Annotated in this window: 13 protein-coding genes and 3 pseudogenes; 9 read left to right on the plus strand and 7 right to left on the minus strand. The window is 71.9% G+C overall.

Going from position 1 to position 20,257, the window contains the following annotated elements:
• Window positions 1-365: 365 nt before the first annotated feature.
• Window positions 366-1,004, minus strand: coding sequence for a hypothetical protein (locus tag ABT263_RS33035; RefSeq protein ID WP_352296147.1), 639 nt, complete (start codon window positions 1,002-1,004; stop codon window positions 366-368).
• A 529-nt stretch (window positions 1,005-1,533) separates the two neighbouring features.
• Window positions 1,534-1,743, minus strand: a complete 210-nt coding sequence (locus tag ABT263_RS33040) for a hypothetical protein (RefSeq protein ID WP_352296149.1) — start codon at window positions 1,741-1,743, stop codon at window positions 1,534-1,536.
• Window positions 1,744-2,230: 487 nt separating this feature from the next.
• Between ABT263_RS33040 and ABT263_RS33045 the strand changes: the two genes are divergently transcribed.
• Both ABT263_RS33045 and ABT263_RS33050 read left to right on the plus strand, forming a co-directional pair.
• Window positions 2,231-2,590 carry an STAS domain-containing protein gene (locus ABT263_RS33045; RefSeq protein WP_352296152.1) on the plus strand — a complete coding sequence of 120 codons (360 nt, stop codon included), beginning with the start codon at window positions 2,231-2,233 and terminating at the stop codon, window positions 2,588-2,590.
• 186 nt (window positions 2,591-2,776) lie between these two features.
• A complete protein-coding gene (locus tag ABT263_RS33050; RefSeq protein ID WP_352296155.1) occupies window positions 2,777-3,007 on the plus strand; it encodes a hypothetical protein in 231 nt (76 codons plus the stop codon).
• Between the two features lie 782 nt (window positions 3,008-3,789).
• Here ABT263_RS33050 and ABT263_RS33055 read toward each other — a convergent pair.
• The 4 genes and pseudogenes from ABT263_RS33055 to ABT263_RS33070 form a co-directional block, all read right to left on the minus strand.
• A pseudogene (locus tag ABT263_RS33055) lies at window positions 3,790-4,059 on the minus strand (hypothetical protein); the annotation flags it as partial.
• 528 nt (window positions 4,060-4,587) lie between these two features.
• Entirely contained in the window at window positions 4,588-10,197 is a 5,610-nt protein-coding gene (locus tag ABT263_RS33060; protein WP_352296158.1) for a tetratricopeptide repeat protein, read from the minus strand.
• Between the two features lie 2 nt (window positions 10,198-10,199).
• Window positions 10,200-10,673, minus strand: coding sequence for a hypothetical protein (locus ABT263_RS33065; RefSeq protein WP_352296160.1), 474 nt, complete (start codon window positions 10,671-10,673; stop codon window positions 10,200-10,202).
• Window positions 10,674-11,117: 444 nt separating this feature from the next.
• A pseudogene (locus ABT263_RS33070) lies at window positions 11,118-11,402 on the minus strand (GmrSD restriction endonuclease domain-containing protein); the annotation flags it as partial.
• Window positions 11,403-11,508: 106 nt separating this feature from the next.
• Here ABT263_RS33070 and ABT263_RS33075 point away from each other — a divergent pair.
• Window positions 11,509-11,961, plus strand: a pseudogene (locus ABT263_RS33075) (DUF4158 domain-containing protein); the annotation flags it as partial.
• Here ABT263_RS33075 and ABT263_RS33080 read toward each other — a convergent pair.
• The gene (locus tag ABT263_RS33080; protein ID WP_352296162.1) at window positions 11,850-12,176 is read right to left on the minus strand and encodes a hypothetical protein; all 327 of its coding nucleotides are present in this window, start codon (window positions 12,174-12,176) and stop codon (window positions 11,850-11,852) included. The pseudogene ABT263_RS33075 and the gene ABT263_RS33080 overlap by 112 nt on opposite strands.
• Before the next feature lie 878 nt (window positions 12,177-13,054).
• On the opposite strand from ABT263_RS33080, the gene ABT263_RS33085 reads away from it, so the two are divergent.
• The 6 genes from ABT263_RS33085 to ABT263_RS33110 all read left to right on the plus strand — a co-directional run bounded on the left by ABT263_RS33085 (window position 13,055) and on the right by ABT263_RS33110 (window position 20,190).
• Entirely contained in the window at window positions 13,055-14,338 is a 1,284-nt protein-coding gene (locus ABT263_RS33085; protein ID WP_352296165.1) for a Tn3 family transposase, read from the plus strand.
• 200 nt (window positions 14,339-14,538) lie between these two features.
• A complete protein-coding gene (locus ABT263_RS33090) occupies window positions 14,539-15,654 on the plus strand; it encodes a tyrosine-type recombinase/integrase (RefSeq protein ID WP_352296168.1) in 1,116 nt (371 codons plus the stop codon).
• A 64-nt stretch (window positions 15,655-15,718) separates the two neighbouring features.
• A complete protein-coding gene (locus ABT263_RS33095) occupies window positions 15,719-16,822 on the plus strand; it encodes a tyrosine-type recombinase/integrase (RefSeq protein ID WP_352296169.1) in 1,104 nt (367 codons plus the stop codon).
• A gap of 16 nt (window positions 16,823-16,838) precedes the next feature.
• A complete protein-coding gene (locus tag ABT263_RS33100) occupies window positions 16,839-17,192 on the plus strand; it encodes a helix-turn-helix domain-containing protein (protein ID WP_352296173.1) in 354 nt (117 codons plus the stop codon).
• On the plus strand, window positions 17,189-19,612 hold the full coding sequence (locus ABT263_RS33105; protein WP_352296176.1) for a site-specific integrase: 2,424 nt from the start codon (window positions 17,189-17,191) through the stop codon (window positions 19,610-19,612). Before ABT263_RS33100 ends, ABT263_RS33105 begins: the two co-directional genes overlap by 4 nt.
• Window positions 19,609-20,190, plus strand: coding sequence for a hypothetical protein (locus ABT263_RS33110; RefSeq protein ID WP_352296179.1), 582 nt, complete (start codon window positions 19,609-19,611; stop codon window positions 20,188-20,190). The genes ABT263_RS33105 and ABT263_RS33110 overlap by 4 nt, the downstream gene beginning before the upstream one ends.
• Window positions 20,191-20,257: the final 67 nt, after the last annotated feature.

Here is a 20,257-nt window from a genome sequence, read left to right on the forward strand (position 1 = left end):
GGCTCGACGACCGGCCCTTCCTTCTCGCCCATGTCCTGTCCGTTCCGGCCGGCCAGAGCCCTCAGCCGGGCCCCGGCCAGCCTCCCAGATCACGGACTTACACGAACTTTCTGACACGCTCGGCGACGGTGCCGCGCGACCCGATGGCCCACGCGGACGCCCGCCGCGCCCCCGGGCATCGGCCATCCTGCCGGATCGGTGGCGGCAGGGCACTTGGCTGAGCTTCTCTGGGAAGACGCCGGCCGGCAGTTCCGCTGGTACTCCTCGCCCCTGCCAGGGCTCCGGAGGCCTGGCAGGGCCGGGTGTGGGCCACCTGGTGCAGAATGCACCTCCTTGGGCATGGAGGGCGGATGGTGGATCCGGGCTCAGTGCAGGGGGCCGCACAGGGCGGGGGCGGTGGCCTCCTGGGGGAGGGCGGGGTTGAGTTCGCTGGCTCCGAGGACGTTGTCGTACTTGCCGTTCTTGTTGAAGTCGATGCCGTGGACGACGACGACGGCGTTGTCACGGCGGACCTGGTCGGCGACGTCCTTGGTGATGTGGATGGTGCGCGAGTAGGTGTAGGTGCCGGTGGAAGGGAAGCGGTCGACGGCCAGCGCGCTGTTCGGACTGGTGTCGCCGGTGGTGGTCAGCGAGGTGCCGATCGCGCCGTAGGCTCGCAGGCCGTCGGTGGTGGAGGTGGCGAGGTGGCCGTTGTGCAGCCGGGAGTCCTTGGCGGTGGGGCATTCGCCGTTGCCCTTGACGTGGATGTGCATCGCGTGGGGGGCGTGGTTGAGCAGGCCCCGCACATGGATGGTGATCTTCGCTTCGTTGCCGTGCAGGTTCACGGTGGCACTGCCGATGCCCTGCACCCTGTTGTTGGCGACCGGCACCAGCAGCGCGTAGGTGAAGGTGTTGCGCTGCTCCTGCTTGGGGGACGGGTGGGGGCCGGTGTCGGCGGAGGCCACGGCCGCGCCGAACGGCAGGATCAGTGCGGCGATCGCGGTCGGGATGAGGATCTTTCGCATCGGGGATCTCCCTGATGGACGAGGAACGTCCGCGCGGCGGTGATCGGGACCGCTATGCGGGAGCCGATTCCGCAGGCTTCCCTACAGGGGAGCAGCCGCTTCGGAACCGTTTCCGTCACGCGCTTTTGTCCTGTATTCGGTGTGGTTGGCCCTCCGGATGGGTGCGGTCTTCGTTCCTTTTCTCATACGCGGACCGCGTCCCGGCGGTGCCGACGCGCAACGGTGCTCGGTACCGGGTAAGGGAGTGCGGTTCCCCGGGATTGCAGCAGGGGCGGGGGTCCGGGCGGCCCGTGGAGGTGACTCGTGCGGGGGCGAGCGGGAAGCGCCGAGTCCCTGAGCGCCCGGGACGTGCCGGCGGCCACCGATGGAGAGCTGTACCGGCTTGGCTCCAGGGGTTTGGCGGGCTGGTTGGTCGTCACGGCCCTCGCCGATCGCATCCGGCGAGACCGTGCTCATCACCGCCGCCCCCTGACGGTCGGCCCAGCAATGACGAAGACCCACCCCGGGGTGGGTCTTCGTCATTGCTGGGCTACGCGGCGATGCGGACCAGGAGCCGTTCCGCGACCGCGTGCAGGGCGTCGGCCTCCAGGTGGTCGGCGAGGGCGTCGGCCAGGAGGAGCAGATCGGCGGTGAGGCGGACCAGCGTCTCGACAGCAGCGGCGATGGTGAGGGGAGCGGTGTCCGGCGTCTTTACCGAGCGTCGTCGGCGCGCACGCGGAGCGGGCCCGTCTGGCGCCACGGCAGCGCCGGCGGCGCAGCGCGGCGGTGCGCGCGGGAGTATGGAGGGGTGAGTGCTACCAGCCCCCGTTACCGGGCCGAGGACGTGGTCGAGGAGACTGCCCGGCCGGGTCGGCGTCTGCTTGTCGTGGCCGTGGGGGAGGAGGCCTACCTGGTGCGGCGTCTCGACGTGCCGGCATCCGGGCGGCCGGATCTGGAGCCGCGGGAGAGCGCGTGGGCGCACGCCGGGTGCGAGGTGGCCACCCGCCCGGTCGGACGCCACGCCGACCGGCCCGGCCCGCGGGGAGATGACTGAGGGGAAGCGCGACAACCGCGGGCTGCTGCCAAGAGCGGAGAGCGACCCGGGGACCAGGCCTCGCGTAGCCGCCCCGACCGCCCGGGCGGTCGGGGCGGTGAATACTCCGGGACTTCGGTGCGTGCGGCTTCCCTCCAGTCATAGGGTGGTCATGCCAACCGCACGGGGAGTCCGAGGGAGCCGCCCGATCGCCATGTCCGAGTACGAGCACGCCTTCACCGTCACCGCTCACGACAGCCCCGTCGGGCCGGTCCTGGAGTGCCGTGGCGAGTTGGACTTCGACGAGGCTCCGGTGCTGAACAGGGCCGTGCACCGAGCCCTGGCGGCGCGGCCGGTGCCGCCGATGCTGCTGGTCGACCTGGGCGCCGTGACGTTCATGGACTCCGCCGGCCTCAACGCCCTGCTGATCGCCCGCATCGAGGCCGCCCGTCAGGGCACCGTGGTCCGTCTCGCCCGCCCCTCCCACGCTGTGGCTCGCATGCTGGAGATCACCGGCGCCGACCAGGTCTTCCCCATCGAGCAGGACGTGCCGCCGGCCTTTCTCGCCGACTGACCGTGCGAGAGCCGGCCCGGCAAGCCGGCCCGCTGGGCGCCGTTCGCCTCACCGGCCCGCGGAGACCACCGCCGGCGGGCCGGCCCCGTCAGTCCTGCCCCCGGTGGACCAGTCCGGTGGGAGAGCTTCAGCGGATGGTGGTTCAACCAGGCGTGCGCCGCAGCCGGGGAAGTTGGCGGCTCTCCCATGCCTCCAGGTCTGCCGAACCTGCCGGGCTACCTCACCAAGGTGGTGCCCGCGGTCCTCCCGCCCTGGCACAGCCGGGAATCGGTGCGGCCCACGGGCGAACTGGCGGCGGAAGTCAACCGCCTGGTCGTCCACAGCGAGCCCGGCGACCTCCTGGTCATCGACGGAGTCGCGAGCCGGCCCGGCCCCCGCCTCGCCACGCAGCTGGAAGAACTCGCAGGCCGCCGGTGAGAACCACGGCTCTGTGCCGTGTCCCCGCAGGCACGACGCCAGAGCCCGAGGCCACCGGAGCCGACGTCGTCGGCCGACCGCCCCCGGTCGGGGCGACAGGAGCGGTCTAAGCCCGGGGTCCCGCCGGGTACGCGCAACACCTGCCCGGCTTCGAATTCGGTAGCTGCACGGACGACTGCCGCAGATCCTGGGAACCCAGGAACGGCCGGAGTCGGGCCGAAACCTCGGCGGCCGGTCAGAACGGGGCACCGCCTGACCGAGCCAGCTGTTCCCGGCCAGCGCGCGGGCAGGCGCCGTGCCCGACGGCGGAGTGACACCACGCCGTCTCCTGAACTCCGCCACCAGGCCGTGCTCCCGGTCTGCTCCACCGCGCGGGGCGGCTCGACGCCGTCCCGCCCCGCCGCGCCCTGCTCCTCGGTGCGCGGCCTCGTCTCGTGCATGTCCGTCTCCTGCTGCGTCGGGTGCGGTGAACACGGGCCGCGGGAAGGCGGGCCGGGACGCAACGGAGCGCCGCGGGCCCCCCTTCAGGCGGTCCGTGGTGCCGGACGGTAGGCACGGGAGAAGGCGTGTCAAGGGGTGTTGAGTGCCGATTTCACCGGGACCCTGGGCCTGGTGGCGGGTGCCGAACCGGTGGACGATACATCGCCCAGGCGGCCGGTCAACCCCGCGTTCGGGACCGGAGTTCGAACAGATCCAGGCCTGTGAAAGGCCGCCGCCCCTGGGTGCGGAGGTGGCGGCCGGGATGTCCGGGCGACGGTGCGCGGTGACGCCGGGCGTGGCGGTCAGCGGGCGAGCGTGATGGTCAAGCTGTCGTTGGGGCAGGCGGCGCCGAGGTCGCGCAGGACGTTCTTCTCGGTGGTGTCGACGCTCTGGCTCCAGCGGGTCTTGGAGACGGTCCAGCGAGTGACGTAGTCGCACTCCTCGGCCTTGACCGAGGGGCGCCATTCGGCGATGTCTTTGTCGGACTTCTGGCGGTTCGAGCGGGCGGTGACGGCGACCAGGTCGCGGGGCTCGTCCAGGTCGTTGGCGTAGGCCTGGCGCTCGGCCGCGCTCCAGGAGGAGGCCCCGACTGGCGGGGAGCGTCATTCCAACCGTGCCGTATTCCCTGGTGGCCGCCCGCGCCGGCCGGTGTCGGGGACGGGCGCTACGGTGCCCGGCCATGGACGCTGACGCTCTTGAGTACCGGCGCCGGACCGGCTCCGGTTGCATCCCGTCGGAGCTTGTCGAGCGGCTGCTGGAGCACGGGCACGCCGCGGTGGTGGCGGAGCAGGCCGCTCCGGGGCATGACGGTCGGCAGTGGGGCAGCCGGGTCCCGAACTGCGGAACAATCACGGTGCTGTGGCCAACGGGTACAGCGACGGAGCTCCGCCGAGATGCGAAGACGGGCAGGGCCAGTTGGCCGGCGGCGGCCGGGCGGTGCCCGCCGTGGAGCTCGTCGAGGAGCAGCAACAGCTCCCTGCGGGGCCGGTCGCCGCCGAGCATCACGGCGCGGGCGCCGATGCGGGCGAGGCCGCGGGTCGCTGGGCAGGGTGGGGCGGGCTGGAATTCCGGCATACCCGGGCGTGGACGCTGCCAGTCGTTCAACGCGAGCGCCGGAGCCGTGCCGCCTCCCTGGCGGCGGCCGCCGCCTCCGTGGGCCGCCCTGCCTCGGTCAGGAGCGTGCCGAGCCGGTCCAGTGCGTGGGCGAGTGGTGGCGCGTGCTCGGCGGGTTCGTCTGCCGCCAGCCGGCGGTAGGCGTCGACCGCCTCCTCGGCAGCGGCCAGCGCCTCCTCCCGCCGTCCCGCCTTCGACCGGTGCGGAACGAGGTTGTACAGCAGGAGAGCGAGCTGGGGCTGGTGGGTGCCGGGGTCGTCCTCGGCCAGTTCGCGCCCGATCCGCACTGCCTCCTCGGCGGCGGCCAGCGCTTCCTCGAACCGTCCCGCCCCGGACAGGTCGACGGCGAGGTCGGACAGCGCCTCGGCGAGACCGGGCGCGAAGGCGGCCCGGTTGTGCGCGGCCAGCCGGCGGTAGGCGTCGACCGCCTCCCCGGCGGCGGCCAGGGCCTCCTCCTGCAGGTCGGCTCCGGACAGGTGGCGGGAGAGGGCGAGCAGCGTGTCGGCGAGGCGGGGCCCGTGGGCGAACAGCTGGTTCGCCGTCAGCCGTCGGTGGATGCCGACCGCCTCCTCGAAGGCTGCCAGGGACTCGGTGCGCCGTCCCACTTCCGGCAGGTGCGGGACGAGGTTGTACAGCAGGAGGGCGAGCCGGGGCCGGTGGGTGCCGGGGTCGTCCTCGGCCAGTTCGCGCCCGATCCCCACCGCTTCTTCGGCGGTGGCCAGGCCTTCTTCGAACCGTTCCGCGTCCAACAGGTCGATGGCCAGGTCGGTCAGCGAGTCGCTGAGAGCGGGCGCGTAGGCGGCGGGGTCGGCCGCTGCCAGCCGGCGCTGGATCTCCACCGCCTCCCGGACGGCGGTCAGCGACTCTGACCACCGTTCCGCCTCCGCGTGGAGGTCGCTGAGTTCGTGCAGCGCGATGGAGAGGCGGAACCGGCCGGCGGGGTCGTCCCCTGCCAGTTCGCGCCGGATCCGCACCGCCTCCTCGGCCGGGGACAACGCCTCCTCCCGCAGGCCGACTTTGGACAGGTGGTGGGCGAGATCGAGCAATGAGGCGGCCAGGCCGGGCCGGTGGGTGCGGGGGTCGTCCCCGGCCAGCCAGCGCCGGACCTCCACCGCCTCCCGGGCTGCGGCCAGGCACTCCTCCCGCCGCCCGGCCCGCCGCAGGTAGTGGGCCAGGTTGGCCAGTGACACGGCCAGGCCGGGACCGTATGCGACCGGGTCGGCCGCGGCCAGCGGGCGCCGGATCTCCACCGACTCCTCGGCCGGGACCAGGGCCTCCTCCCGCAGCCCCGCCTCCCACATCAGGGCGCCGAAGTCGAACAGCGAGGCGGCCAGGTCGTCCCCGAACGCGGCCGGTTCGGCCATGGCCAGCAGGCGCCGGACCATCACCGCCTGCTCGGTGGCCATCAGCGCCTTCTGGTACCACCCCAGCTGCCCAGCCCGGATGCCGAGGTCGGACAGCTCGGCGGCGAGCTCCGGCTCGGCGGCGGGCGGCTCGGTCCTGGTCAGCAGGCGGTAGACCTGGTGCGCCACGTCGATGACGGCGCCGGCGTCCACCTGCGGCTCGTCGAGGACCTCCTCGAAGACGAAGTTCAGCTTCTCCCCGTTCGGGAGGTCGACAGCGAACCTCTCCGCGTTCTCGCTGGTGCTGGCATCCTCCCCGATATTGATCTCCAGGATCCCGTTCGGGAGTTCGACGGTGAAGGTCTGCACCTGTGGTTCGGTGATGGGGCCGGTGTCCTCCTGCCGGGCGCCGGGACTTCCCGGGGCGGCGAGGCCGGTCCGGGGCCCGTCGGGCAGGCGGGTGGCCGGTGCCGGAGGCTTGTCGGAGAGGCCAGCGGCGGGTGTCCGGGGCTCCGGTCCGGTGGTGGCGGCTCCCGGGGCGACGACATCCAACTGCGTCCCGTCCGGGAGTTCGACGGCGAACGTCCGCGGCTCCCGGGGCGCGCTCCGCGGCGGCTCCTCGCGGCGGGGCCGGAACGCCGTACGGGCCTGCCGCCCGATGCTCGACAGGAGGGTGCCGAGGCCCGACGGCGGACCGGCAGGGCGGGGTGTGCCGGCGTTGCGCAATTGGCGCTTGAGCTCCGCGGCATCCTGTGCGGCGGCCCGGGACTCCGCCCGCCGCCCCGCGCCGGACAGGAAGCCGGCGAAGCCGGACAGCGCGTCGGCGAGTTTGGGCCCAAAGGTCGCGGGGTCGTGCCGAGCCACTTCGCGGTAGTGGTGGACCGCTTCGGCAGCGGCGGCCAGGCCAGGCTCGCGCAGTCCCATCCTGGTGAGGCAGGAGGCGAAGTCGAACAGTGCGTCGGCGAGGTCGGGCTCGAACGACCCGGAGACCTCAATGACCAGACGGTGCCGGATGTCGACCGCCTGGGCGAGGAGAGGGAGGGCGTGCTCCGCCCCTCCCGACTTGATCAGCCCGGCGCCGAGGCGGGACAGCGTGCGGGCGAGGCCCGGTTCGTGGGCGTCGGGGTCGGCCGCGGCCAGGCGGCGGTAGAGGGCGAGCGCCTCCTCCAGGGTGAGCATGGCCTTCAGCAGCGGCTTCGTCCGCAACAGGCCGGCACCGACGTCGGACAGCGCGCGGGCGAACTTGGCGGCGAAGAGGTCGGGCTTCCGCTCGGCCAGCCAGTGGTAGAGGTGGGCCGCTTCCTCGGTGGCGGCCAGGCCCTCCTTCCACCGCCCGGTCGCCGTCAGCCAGTTGCCGAGGTTGGTCAGGGAGTGGGCGAGGTCGGCAGCGAATGCCTCCGGGTTCCCGGCGGCCAGCCGGCGCCGGATCTCCACCGCCTCCCGGACGGCCGCGATGGCCTCTGCGGGGCATCCCGCCTGCCACAGGCGGGCGCCGAAGTTGCCCAGCGAACGGGAGAGGTCGGATTCATGGGCCCTGGCGTTACCGGCGGCCAGCCGCCGCCGGATCCCCAGCGCCTCCTTCTCGGAGGCCAGGCCCTCCGCCGGGCGCCCCAGCGCGGACAGGTAGCTGCCGAGGTTGGACAGCGAGGCGGCGAGGTCGGCTTCGTGGGCTTCGGGGTTCTCGGCGACCAGGCGGCGCCGGATCCCCACCGCTTCCAGTTCGGCAGCCAGGGCCTCCTCCCCGCGTTCCGCCCCCGCAAGCCAGATGCCGAGGTTGGACAGCGAGGCGGCAAGGTCGGCTTCGTGGGCTTCGGGGTTCTCGGCGACCAGGCGGCGCCAGATCCTCACTGCCTGCTCGATCGCCGCGAAGGCATCCGCCGGGCGTCCCTCCTCCAGGAGCGAGACGCTCAGATTGGTCAGGGTGAGAGCGTGGTCGGCTTCATGAGCCTCGGGGTTCCCGGCCGCCAGACCGCGCCGGATCTCGGCGGCCTCCTGTTCGGCGGCGAGGGCCTCCGCATGGCGCCCGACATCATGCAGCTGGAGGGCCAGGTTGGTCAGCTCCCCGGCGAGGCCGGGTGCGTGGGCCGCGGGGTTGTCGGCGGCCAGGCGGCGGTAGACCACGATCGTCGACTCGGTGGTGGCCAAGGCCTCCTCCCGCCGCCCCGCCCGCGACAGGTGGTGGCCGAGGCTGCTCAGCACCTGGACGAAGAGCAGCGAGTGGGCCGCCAGGTCGGACTGGGCCCGCCGGCCCAGGATATCGACGGCCTCCTGGGCAGCGGCCAGGCCCTCGTCCCGCCGCCCCGAATTCGCCAGCAGGGAGCCGAGGTGGGACAGCGCGAGAGCGAAGTCCGGTTCGCGGGTGGCCGGCCTGCCCGCCGCCAGCCGGCGCTGGAGGCCCACCGCCTCCTGGGCGGCCGCCAGGGCCTCCTCCCGCAGCCCCACCGCTGACAGGTCGCCGCTGAGGTTGACCAACGAAGCGGCGAGGTCGGCGTAGTGGCCTGGGCCAACTCGGACCAGGTCGCGCCAGATCAGCACGGCCTGACGACCGTTGGCGACGGCCTCGTCGCGCAGGCCGGCCCAGGACTGGCGGAGCGCCAGGCGCTGGTGGATCCGGGCGCGGGAGGCGGGGTCGGTGACGGTGGTGGCCAGGCGGTGGGCGGCCAGCCGGGCGGCAACGGCGGCGATGCCGGCGTCAAGATCGGTGTGGCGCTCGACGGGGAAGCGGGCCTCGACGGCTTCCAGAACGGCGGTGTCGAGGCTCTCCAGGGCGGCCAGCCGGATCAGGGCAGAGCTACCGGCAGTCAGGGCGAGATCGGGCCGGTCCCGGAGGATCGGATCGAGATGACGGGTGGTCAGGTGGGGCCAGCGGTGGGCGGTCTCGATCAGGACAGTGAGGGCCTGACGGGTATAGGCGGGCGGTGCACCGCTCTCGTCCCCGGACGCGAGCAGGGCGACGGGGGCGGTATCGCTCCAGGGATCGGTGGCGTGGTAGCCGAACTCGTCCTCGTGGCCCGGGAGGGTGAGGGCGAGGTAGTCCTCCCCGAGGCGGTCGGGGGCGAGCGGGTCCAGCAGCAGGCCGGGGTCGGCGGGCGGGTAGCACCGGGAGTGGTCCTCGGCGAGCTCCGCACAGCCGCCGCCGTCGGCCGCGGCACCCGACCGCACCAGGGCCGCCGCGGCGTCGGCGGGAGCCAGGGCGCCGGCGAGGGTGGCCACGTATACCGCCCGGCCCATGGTGTGCGGGCCGCTGCGGAGCGGGCCACGGCCTTCATCGTGGAAGGAGCGCCAGTGGTCCTGCTCGCGGTCCAGCAGGTAGGAGGAGAGGCTCGTCTGCCCGTTCCCCGTGGGGGGAGCGCAGCCGCGGACGGCGGCGTCCACGTCGACCAGGGCCCGCATGTGGACGGTGAGGGGCAGGGCGAACACCGGGTCGCCCAGGTCGCCGGGCACGCCGAGTCCGGCGGAGTCCGGGTGGGCGAAGACCTCGGCGAACCGGTCGCGGGCCGCGGTGTACATAGCGGCCCGGGCGTCGGGGGGGCCGGGGGCAGTCCGGGCACCGGGGGCGCCGGGCGTGTCGGGAGCTTCGGGGGTGTCGGGGAGTCCTTCGAGCCGCAGCGCCCCGACGTCCAGGACGTCGAGCTTGGCGAGCTGGTGGGCCAGGCCCTGCCACCAGCCGCCGGCCTGGCGGGCCAGCAGCAGGACGCGCAGCCGGTCTCGGGCCGCGTCCCGGTGCTGTCGCAGCAGGGTGACCAGGTCCTCCAGGGGCCAGCGCTCGGCGTAGTCCACCACCATGACCAGCCCGGGGGCGTGCACCGCCAGGGACTGGTCCCCGCCCCCGGCCGAGGCGACCTCGCTGCGGTGCCGGGCCAACGCGACCGCCCAACCCGCCCCGGCCGAGCGGGCGGCGAACTCGGCGGCCAGCCGCGTCTTGCCCGACCCGCCCTCGGCATGCAGCAGCCGCACCGACAGCCCCGGCACCGCCTCGTCCCGCCACGACTCCAGCAGCGCCGACTCCGGCCGGGGCAGGAAGGGCACCACCTGGAGGCGGGCCGTCAGCAGCCGGCTGGGCACCCGCGCCAGCCCGGGCTGCAGGGCGGCCGGCGGGGCGAGCGGGAAGGGCTCCACCCGGTACGGCGGGGTGCCGCGGTAGATGTAGTTGTACTGGTCCCCGTTCTGCACGGCGTACACCCGGCTGCTGCCTGCGGCCGTGATGTTCTGCGTGTGGACCGCGCCCCCGCCTGGGCCCGCAGGCGTGCCCACGGTCAGCCCGTCCTGTCCGCGAGGCCCGTGCCGGTGCCGGTGCCGGGCCTGGGGGCGGAGGAGTCCATGTAGTAGTTGTGCTGGGTGCTGTTCTGCAGCGCGTGGACGGTGGCGTGGTCGCGGGCGGTGATGTTCTGCACCCACTGCTGCTGGGCCTGCGGCAGCGCTGCCCGCATCGTCTCCAGCTGCGCCCGCAGTTCCCCGACCGCCTCGGGGTGCTCGTCGAGGAAGGCTTCGAGTTCCAACTGCCACTGCCCGCGCACCATTTCGCGGGCCCGGTCGGTGTCCCGGCTCCGGGCGACCTGCACCGCGCTGGCCTCCAGGCGTGCCTCGATGGCGGCGCGCGGCTCGGTACCGTGACGGTGGAGGAACGCCGACACATGGTCGCGCACGGTCGTCCAGGCGTCCGTGGCCGCCGCCGCCATGATCGTCGTCGCGCCTGACATCGCCAGGGCCAGAATCTCCTGCTGAATCACGAGGACCCCCTCGAACGTTCGAGTGCCGGGCCGGGCGGTCGGCGGAGGGCGGCGGCGAAACCGGCCACCGCTCCGGCGGCCGTCCCCGGGCGGCACATCCTGTGGAACGGAGCCGAACCAGGATCGCCGAACCGGGGAACAGCACCCGTCCGCTCAGGGCGCTTGTGACACGTTCGTTGCAGAACCCGCCCTCCCCGGAAGGCGCGGCCCAGTCCCGCGCGGTGCCGGTTGTGAAGTAGCCTCAGGAGAAGCGCGAGTGACGGCATGTCAGACATACGACTTTGGGGTGTACGGAACATCCATCCGGCCCACCCATTTTCGGCCCCGGCCCAGGCTTGCGCCGATGCAGACACCGCAGAGCCCTCACCGCAACCCGCGCAGGGAAAGCCGACTTCGACCGGACCAACCCTCCGACCGGCCCGGGGCGGGCGGGCTCGTCGGCGGCTACGCGCAGGTGTCCAGCATCTGCTCCAGCGCCGCCTTCTCCGGCCCGGTGGCGGACAGTCCGTAGACGTGCTTGATGTCCGTCCACGCCCGCGCGTACGTGCACCAGTACCCGATAGCAGGCGACCGCCACGCGTCCGGCGACTTGTCCCCCTTTGACCGGTTCGACGCGGCTGAGACCGCCACCAACTGGCTGTGCTGCAGGTCGTTGGCGAACGCCTTGCGCTTGGCCGCGTCCCACCCGTCCGCACCGGAGCGCCAGGCTGCTGCGAGCGGTACGACGTGGCTCTCGGGGAGTATCGGAACGGAAATTAGCGGTAGCGGGGCAGTCTCGGTTCCGGTTCGATGAAGGGGCCGTTCTTGCTGGTCAGCGGGCTCTACGGTCCTCGGCATGCCAGTTGAGTACCTGTCTGTTGAGCAAGATGCCCGGTACGGGCAGTTCGCGGCGGAGCCGACGCCGGGCGAACTGGAGCAGTTCTTCCGCCTGGATGCGAGGGCGATCGCTCTCGCCCGGGCGAAGCGGCGTCCGGCGACCCGGTTGGGATGGGCTGTGCAGTGGGGCACCGTGCGGATGCTCGGGGCCTTCCTGACGGAGGACCCGACCGCGGTCCCTGCTTCCACGGTGGCGTTCGTGGCCGAGCAGCTCGGCGAGGACCCCTCGGTGTTCGCCGAGTACGGCAGCCGCCAGCAAACGGCGTACGAGCACGCGTGGGAGATCCGAGACGCCTTCGGCTACCGGGACTTCGCCGCGGGCGAGGACGAGCTGCGGGGGTTCCTGGCGGCGCGGGTGTGGTCGTCGCTGGAGGGGCCGCGGGCGCTGTTCGACCGGGCGGTGGTGTGGCTGATCGGCAACCGGGTGCTGCTGCCCGGGATCACGACCCTGGTGCGGCTGGTGGCGGAGGTGCGGCGGGAGGAGAACGACCGGCTGCACGCGGCGCTGTACGAGGCGACGTCGGGCGAGCTGCGCACGGACATGCTGCGGCTGCTGGAGGTGCCCGAGCGGAAGCGGGTGTCGGAGCTGGAGCGGCTGCGGACGCCGCCGATGCGAGTGTCGGGCAAGACGATGGAGTACGCGCTGGAGCGCTCGCGCCAGGTGCGGGCGTTGGGTGCCGGCCGGGTAGATGTGGCGCAGGTGCCGGCCGCGCGGCTGGCCGGGCTGGCGCGGTACGGGCTGGCGTCGAAGGCCCCGACGCTCAAGCGGCTGGAGGTCACGCGGCAGACCGCCACGCTGCGGCACCTGGAGACGGCCACCGTGGACGACGCGCTGGACCTGCTGGACGTGCTGATGGCCTCCAGGCTGCTCGCGCGGGCGGAGCGGTTGGGCAAGGAGGCCAAGCTCAAGACGCTGCCGCAGCTGCGGAAGGCGGCGAAGAAGGTGGCCAAGGCGGTGGACGTGCTGATGGACACCGCCCCGGCCACCGAGGACGGCGAGGCGGTCTCGGTGCTGGACGCCTGGGCCGCGATCGAGCAGGTGGTGCCGCGCGGACAGCTGGCCGAGGCCATGGCAGTGATCGCCGCGATGGTGCCAGAGGACGATGGGGACGACGACGCCGAGTGGCGCCGGGAGCTGGTCGCCCGCTACGGCACGGTGCGCGGCTTCCTGAAGCTCCTGGTGGAGGTCGTCGACTTCGGCGCGGTCGAGGCCGGCACCGAGGTGGTGGCCGCGCTGAAGCAGCTGCCCGCGCTGACCGGCCGCAAGAAGATCGACGCCTTCGAGGTATCCCGCGACCTGGTCACCGGCTCCTGGCGGCGCCTGGTCTTCGCCGACCCGATGGAGCGGGAGGGCGAGGTGGACAAGGCCGCCTACAGTTTCTGCGTGCTGGAGCGGCTGCACCGCGCGCTGCGCCGCCGCGACGTCTTCGCCCGTGGTGGGGACCGGTGGGGCGACCCGCGCGAAGCTCCTGTCTGGCCAGCGCTGGGAGGCGGCACAGCCGAGGGTGCTCACCGCGCTGGGTCTGGAGAGCGAGCCGGCCGGGCACCTAGCCGAGCTCGCCTCCGAGCTGCACGCCGTGTACGTGCACGTCGCGGCTGGGCTGCCGGGGAACACCGGGGCGGAGGTGGCCGGCGGGAAGCTGAAGCTGGCCAAGCTCGGCCGGGCGGAGGAACCCGGCCTGATGCCCGCCTTCCGCCAGCTCGTCAACGGCATGCTGCCCAAGGTGGATTTCCCCGAGCTGCTGCTGGAGGTCGCCGAACTGACCGGCCTGCCGGACGCCTTCACCCACATCTCCGGCGCGATGCCGACGATGGACGACTTCACCACCAGCCTGTGCGCGGTGTGGCTGTCCGAGGCGTGCAACGTCGGCCTGACTCCGGTGGTCAAGCCGGATGTGCCCGCCCTCACGCGCGCGCGGCTGGTCCAGGTCGACCAGGGCTACTTCCGCTCCGAGAACATCTCGGTGGCCAACGGGTTGTTCATCGAGGCCCAGGCGAAGATCGACGTGGCCCGCGCGTGGGGCGGCGGGCTGGTCGCCTCCACCGACGGGGTCCGCTTCACCGTGCCGGTGCAGAGCGTCTTCGCAGGTCACAGCCCCCTGTATTTCGGGCTTAAGAAGAAGGGCGCCACCTGGCTGAACGTGATCAACGATCAGGTGATGGGCCTGGGCGGGGTGGTGGTGCCGGGCACACTGCGCGACTCGCTGTTCATCCTGGACGCCCTGCACGCCCGCGACGGCGGCCCGAAGCCAGAGACCGTGATCACCGACACCGCCTCCTACTCCGACATCGTCTTCGGGCTCTTCGCCATCTGCGGCTACCAGTTCTCCCCGAGGATCGCCGACATCTCCGACGCGCGGCTGTGGCGGGTCAACACCGCCGCCGACTACGGCCCGCTCCAGCAGGTCTCCAAGCACACCATCCGCCTGGACCGCATCCGCGCCCACTGGGGCGACATGCTCCGCGTCGCCGGCTCGCTGTCCACCGGCGAGATCCGCGGCTACGACCTGATCCGGATGCTGTCGCGCGACGGCAACCCCACCGGCCTCGGTGACGCCTTCGCCCACTACGGGCGGATCTTCAAAAGCCTCCACCTGCTGCAGTTCGTCTCCGACACCGGCTACCGCCGCATGATCGGCGCCCAGCTCAACGTCACCGAGGCCCGTCACCGCCTCGCCCGCCGCATCTTCTTCGGCCAGCGCGGCGAACTGCGCCAGCACTACCGCGAAGGCATGGAAGACCTGTTGACCGAACTACCGGGGCGGTGCCGGGCACCTCCGGGACGGTGACGCACAGTAGCGAAATCCGATCGTTGGAGGCCCCGCCGGCCCGAGAACCCGGCCCCTGCCACGGCCCTGATGTGCTGTCATCACGTGCTGAGGGGGTTCGCGGCAGGTCGGTGGAGGCTCGGGTGCACGAGGGCGGACAGCTACGGGACGTCATGACGTTGGCGGTCCCGAGGGTCGGCCGGGTCCAGGAGACCGGCGTCGTGTCCCTGCCGTACCGGCTGCTCGATCGCGACGGTGGCGAGGTGGCCGCGGTCAGCGAGTTCCTGCTCGACATGCTCGCCAACGACGACAGCCCGGCCTCGCTGCGCTCCTACGCCTACGAGCTGCTGGCCTGGTTCCGGTTCCTGTGGGCCGTCGAGGTGCCGTGGGAGAGGGCGGGCCGGGTGGAGGCCCGCGACTTCGCCCTGTGGCTGCAGGCTGTCAAGAAGCCGCCGCGGCCCCGCCGGCCGGACGCTCCACCGCCGGGGTCGATCAACCCGGTGACTGGCAAGCGGTACCCGGGCGAGAAGTACGCGGCCCGGACCCGCAGGCACGCGCGCGCCGTCGTCCGCAGCTTCTATGAGTACCACCGCGAGATGCACGGCCGGCCGCTGCTCAACCCGTTCCCGAAGGCCAGACGGGCCGAGGACGAGCACCTCAACGCCCACCACAACCCGATGCAGCCCTTCCGGTGGCCGGCCCGCCGGGCCCCCTACCAGCCGAAGGAGCCCCGGCGGACACCGCGCGGCATCCCCGAGCAGGCGTTCAACGAGCTCTTCGCGGCGCTGCCCTCGCACCGCGACCGGGCCCTGGTCGCGTTCTACGTCTCGGCCGGCCCGCGGGCCTCGGAACTGCTCGGAGTGACCCGGGACCGGGTCAGCCCCGGAGACCAGACCATCGGGGTCGTCCGGAAGGGCTCGCGGGCCCTGCAGTGGATCCCGGCCTCCAGCGACGCGTTCGTGTGGCTGCGGCTCTACCAGCAGCAGATCCGTCCGCTGGCCCTCAGCGGGCCTGAGGAGCCGCTGTGGTGGACGCTGCGGCGACCGCTTCGCCCGCTGAGCTACGACGCGGCGCGCATGGTCTTCACCCGGGCCAACGAGAAGCTGGGGGCGAACTGGACCCTGCACGACCTTCGGCACAGCGCGGCCAAGCGCATGGTGCGCGACCCGGCGCTGTCGATCACCGACGTCCAGTGGGTCCTCGGCCACCTCCATGTCGCCACCACCGAGCAGTACCTCAACCCTCGGGAGTTGCATCAGACGGGCGAGATGTCGCAGGTCGGCAGCTCACGGGACGAGCGCGAGGCTCTCCGAAGCTGCTACGCACTGGCGGTCTGACCAGGCGTGTTGCCGAGCTGATCCCATCTGATGCATGATCTGCCCTCCAGAAGGGATGGTCTGGATGGTGCATCAGCGCAAGGTCGCCCTGGCCGGGTCGGCTCATCTGGAGCTCGTCTCCGGTGTGGTCCAGCTGCGTCCCGAGGACGCGATGTTCGACGCGATGCTGCGGGGCTGGCGGGCCCAGCAGCAGGCACGGGGGCTTCAGGACGAGACGGTCGAGGACCGGGAACGGCTGATCCGCCAGTTCCACGAGTTCGCGAACGACTACCCGTGGCAGTGGACGCCGGCCCACATGGACGAGTGGTCGGTGTACCTGACCGGCGAGAAGCACCTGGCGCCGTCCACGATCCGCGGCTACCAGGGCATCGTCCGCCTGTTCAGCGAGTTCATCATCGACAGCCGGTACGGCTGGGTGCCCGCCTGCGAGGACGCCTTCGGTGCCTTCCCTGTGGCGATCTGCCACGAGTGGAACACCATCCCGCACCTGCAGGACTACGAAGGCAGCCCGGAGGCCCGGCCGTTCACGCGGGAAGAGCTGCAGCGTTTCCTCGACTACGCCGACGCCCAGGTCGACCGCGCGGTGCGCGCGAAGCGCAAGGGGGTCCTGGCCGCCTATCGCGACGCCACCCTTTTCAAGGTCGTCTACGGCTGGGGGCTGCGGCGGACCGAGACGTCCAAGCTCGACGTCGTCGACTTCGGACGCAACCCGCAGGCCCCGCAGTTCGGCCGGTACGGCACCCTCAACGTCCGCTACGGAAAGGCGAAGAGGGGCCAGCAGCCCCGACGCCGGAACGTGTTGTCGGTGATGGACTGGGCCGTCGAGGCGGTCGCTGACTACGTCGAGAACGTCCGGCCGCGGTTCGGGTTTCCCGACCATCCGGCCCTGTGGATCACCGAGCGCGGCGGGCGCCTCCAGCCCGGCTCCATCAACGACCGCTTCGAGGCATACCGCGACGCCCTAAAACTCCCAAAAGACCTAGTTTTGCATTCAATCAGACATTCGTATGTCACCCACCTGACCGAGGACGGGGTGGACCGGCGCTTCATCCAGCAGCAGGTCGGCCACGAGTGCGACAGCTCCACGGCGATCTACACCCACGTCAGCGACGACTTCATGAACACTGCCCTGCACAAGGCACTGGCCCCGGCGTTCGCCGGAGTCTGACGGGAAGGACCTGACGATGACCGCCAAGCTCGACTACCGCTGGCACCTGCGCAAGGTGATGGCGGACCGCGGAATGTTCTCCACCACCGACCTCATCCCACCGCTCGCCGAACGGGGCATCACCTTGTCCACGAGCCAGGTCTACCGGCTCGCCGTCGAACGGCCAGAGCGCCTCAGCCTGAAGATCCTCATGGCCCTGCTCGACATCCTGGACTGCCACATGGACGACCTGATCGAGCCGATCGTCGCGGCCACCGCGGTGAAGAAGCCGAGGAAGGCCGCCACCGCGGGCGCCGCACCGCCCGCTGCGGACGGGCTCGGTGACCTGCGGCCCAAGCGGGCCCGGATCAGGGGTGTCGACCTGTCGTGACCACCGACCAATCGGCCCGCGCGGTCACGGACCCCGTAGGCCTGATCACGGACCTGATCAGCCACGTCGAGAAGGACATCGACCCCACGGCCGTCCGGGCCGTGGTCCTCAACGTCGTTGGCGGCCGTGCGAAGTCGCGTCGGCTCGCCGAAGCCCTGGTCGCCCGGCCCGAGGTCCTGACCGACGGCCACTCGCCGGCGCCCCGGGCCATCGGTGACCTGCTGATCGCCCTCCGCAAGGCCGGAGCCGTGACGATCTCGCCGCCGGTCTGCCGCGACTGCGGCAAGCACCTGCGGACCTTCCAGCGCCGAGGCCAGGACTGGTTCTGCGGGGTCTGCAACCAAGACACCGCCGAGTGCGCCGGCTGCGGAAATACCCGCCGCCTCCACTCGCGTGACCGGGCCGGCCGACCGCGCTGTTCGATGTGTCCCGACACCGACCCACGTGATCCGCTCGACGTCATCCACGAGGTGATCACCACGATCAGTCCGGCCATCGACCGTGAGATCGTCGCCGACGCAGTCCGCCGGTCCGCTCCGCGGCCCTCCTACCAGCAGAAACTGGCGTGGGCCTTGGAGGATAACCCCCGTCTGCTGACCGGCGAGGGACACCTGGCTCCCCTTCGCGCCATCCCGCGGTTCATCGACCTGCTGCACGCCACCGGCGTCGCCGGCATCGTCCAGCCGATCTGCCCCCGCTGCCGACGCGTCGTCCGGATCGACAAGCCCCTCGACGGACAGCGTGTCTGCCGCAACTGCATCGCCAAGTCCCGCATCGAGGAGTGCTCACGCTGCGGCGCCCGGCGCGAACCCGCCACGCGCGACGCCCAAGGCCGGCCGCTGTGTCCGAAGTGCCTGATCACGGACCCCGCCAACCTGGAGTCCTGCATCGTCTGCGGCAAGCGGCGCATGGTCTGCACCCGGACTCCCGACGGGCCGATCTGCCCCAACTGCCGTCCTCTGCCCACACTGGTCTGCTCGATCTGCGGGCGGACGGCACCCTGCATGCTCTCGAAGCTGACCGGGCAGCCCCGCTGCGGTCGTTGTGACCAGCGAGAAGTGCACTGCACCCTCTGCGGACGCTTCCGCGACATCCACTCCGGCACCGCCGATGCCCCCGTCTGCGGCCCCTGCACGAAGCCGGACGCCGAACTCTGGCGCCCCTGCGCGACCTGCGGCGAGGCCGAACGGCTGACCACACCCGGCCCCTGCCGCCGCTGCACGCTCAAGCAACGGCTCGACGAGCTCCTCACCGACGACACCGGCACCGTCCCGCCCAAGCTGCAGGCCCTCCACGACACCCTGGCCGACACCCAGCGGACGGCGACGGCCATGAGCTGGCTCTCGAAAGGCATCGTCTCCACCGTCCTGTCCGACCTGGCCTCCGGCCGACGCCCCCTGACCCACGAGGCCCTGGACGACCTCCCCGACAGCAAGGTCGTCGAGCACATCCGCAGCGTCCTCGTGGCCGCCGGCGCACTGCCGCCCCGCGACGAGCAGATGGTCCGCCTCGAACGGCACGTGAAGGATCTCGTCGCCTCGCACGCCACCCCGGAGGGGCGGCAGATCCTGCACCGCTACGCGACCTGGCACCTGATCCGCCGGCTTCGCCGCCGAAGCCGCGGCAACGACATCACGCACACCCAGCTCAACGTCGTACGCGTGCACCTGCGGGCCGCCGTCTATCTCCTGGACTGGCTCACGGACCAGGACCTGACGCTGGCGAACTGCCGGCAGAGCGACCTCGAACGCTGGATGATCCGCGACGAGACCCAACTCCGCAGGGAAGCAGGTCACTTCGTGCGCTGGGCCCTCGCCCAGAAGATCGCCCGCGACCTTAGCTTCCCCGCCGTGAAGTGGAATGGCCCGTCCCAGGCTATGGTCGACGACGCCCGCTGGACCACCGCCCGCCGCCTGCTGCACGACGACTCCATCCGGACCGAAGACCGCCTGGCCGGCCTGCTGTTGCTCCTCTATGCCCAGTGGCCCGCAGCGATAGCCCGGCTGACCACCGCTCACATCGAAGAGGCGGAAGGAACGGTCCGCATCCGCCTCGGCGACGTCGCGGTCGCCCTGCCGGGGCCCGTCGCCGAGCTGGCCCTGAAGCAAGTCTCAGCTCGTCGCAGCCACGCGGTCCTCGCCCAGACCGACTCGCCCTGGCTCTTCCCCGGCGGCCAGCCCGGCCGACCGATCAGCGCCTGGGCCATGGGTGAACGGCTCCGCAAGCTCGGCATCCGGCTCGCCGAGACCCGCTCGACCGCTCTGTTCCAGCTCGCCGCCGAACTGCCCGCCGCAGTCCTCGTCCGCACCCTCGGCATCCACATCAGCGTCGCCGTCAAGTGGCAGCGAGCCGCCGCCGGCGACTGGGCCGCTTACGCCGCCGACGTCAACAACCGCACTCGAAAGGCTCCAGCCCCGTGACCTTCCAGAACCACCTCCGAACCCTTGCCGAGCGAGCGATCAGCTCGATCTCAGCGGCCGAGGGAAAGGACACCTACGTCATCCCCTTCTTCATCGACAACGAGAGGGACGACCCACGACAGCCCACCCTGACCATCGGATACAACACCGAAGCCCAGTTCCAACGCACCATCGCGGCCGCCTCCGACGAGGCGGAAGCCCGCTGGAACTATGCCTTCTGGCTCCAGAACGAGCTCACGGTCATCGGCGACCTCACCCGAGACCCCGACGGAGCCGCAGCACGCCACCAGTGGATCAGCGAACTCGGGCTTTGGTACGACGACGAGCCCACCCGCCCCGAAGACTGGATGACAACCGTCGGGCCGACCGCCGCGCTGATCGAGGCCAACTTCAACCAGGCATGTGTCCAGCTCGCTCGCCACCTCCACGACGATGGCGTCATCGAGAACACGATCGGCAAGCCAGTGCCCGTGATCCTCCACGAGCTGGAGTACTACGAGGGGATCGCCCGCCGGACCGAGGCAGCCAACCCTCCCGGACTCGCCGAGGACTTCATGGCTTGGGTCCGCAATGGGTGACCTTCAGGGATAACTGCTGCTCAAGCTAAAGATCACCGACGGATCGAGGGCACGGCGCGATCTACGA

Source organism: Kitasatospora sp. NPDC001603, assembly GCF_040298365.1.
Taxonomy (GTDB): Bacteria; Actinomycetota; Actinomycetes; order Streptomycetales; family Streptomycetaceae; genus Kitasatospora.

Excerpts from the sequence above, each read along its gene's own strand:
- ABT263_RS33035 (WP_352296147.1), bottom strand. The coding sequence starts at position 1,004 with ATGCGAAAGATCCTCATCCCGACCGCGATCGCCGCACTGATCCTGCCG.
- ABT263_RS33045 (WP_352296152.1), top strand. The coding sequence starts at position 2,231 with ATGTCCGAGTACGAGCACGCCTTCACCGTCACCGCTCACGACAGCCCC.
- ABT263_RS33050 (WP_352296155.1), top strand. The coding sequence starts at position 2,777 with ATGCCTCCAGGTCTGCCGAACCTGCCGGGCTACCTCACCAAGGTGGTG.
- ABT263_RS33095 (WP_352296169.1), top strand. The coding sequence starts at position 15,719 with ATGGTGCATCAGCGCAAGGTCGCCCTGGCCGGGTCGGCTCATCTGGAG.
- ABT263_RS33100 (WP_352296173.1), top strand. The coding sequence starts at position 16,839 with ATGACCGCCAAGCTCGACTACCGCTGGCACCTGCGCAAGGTGATGGCG.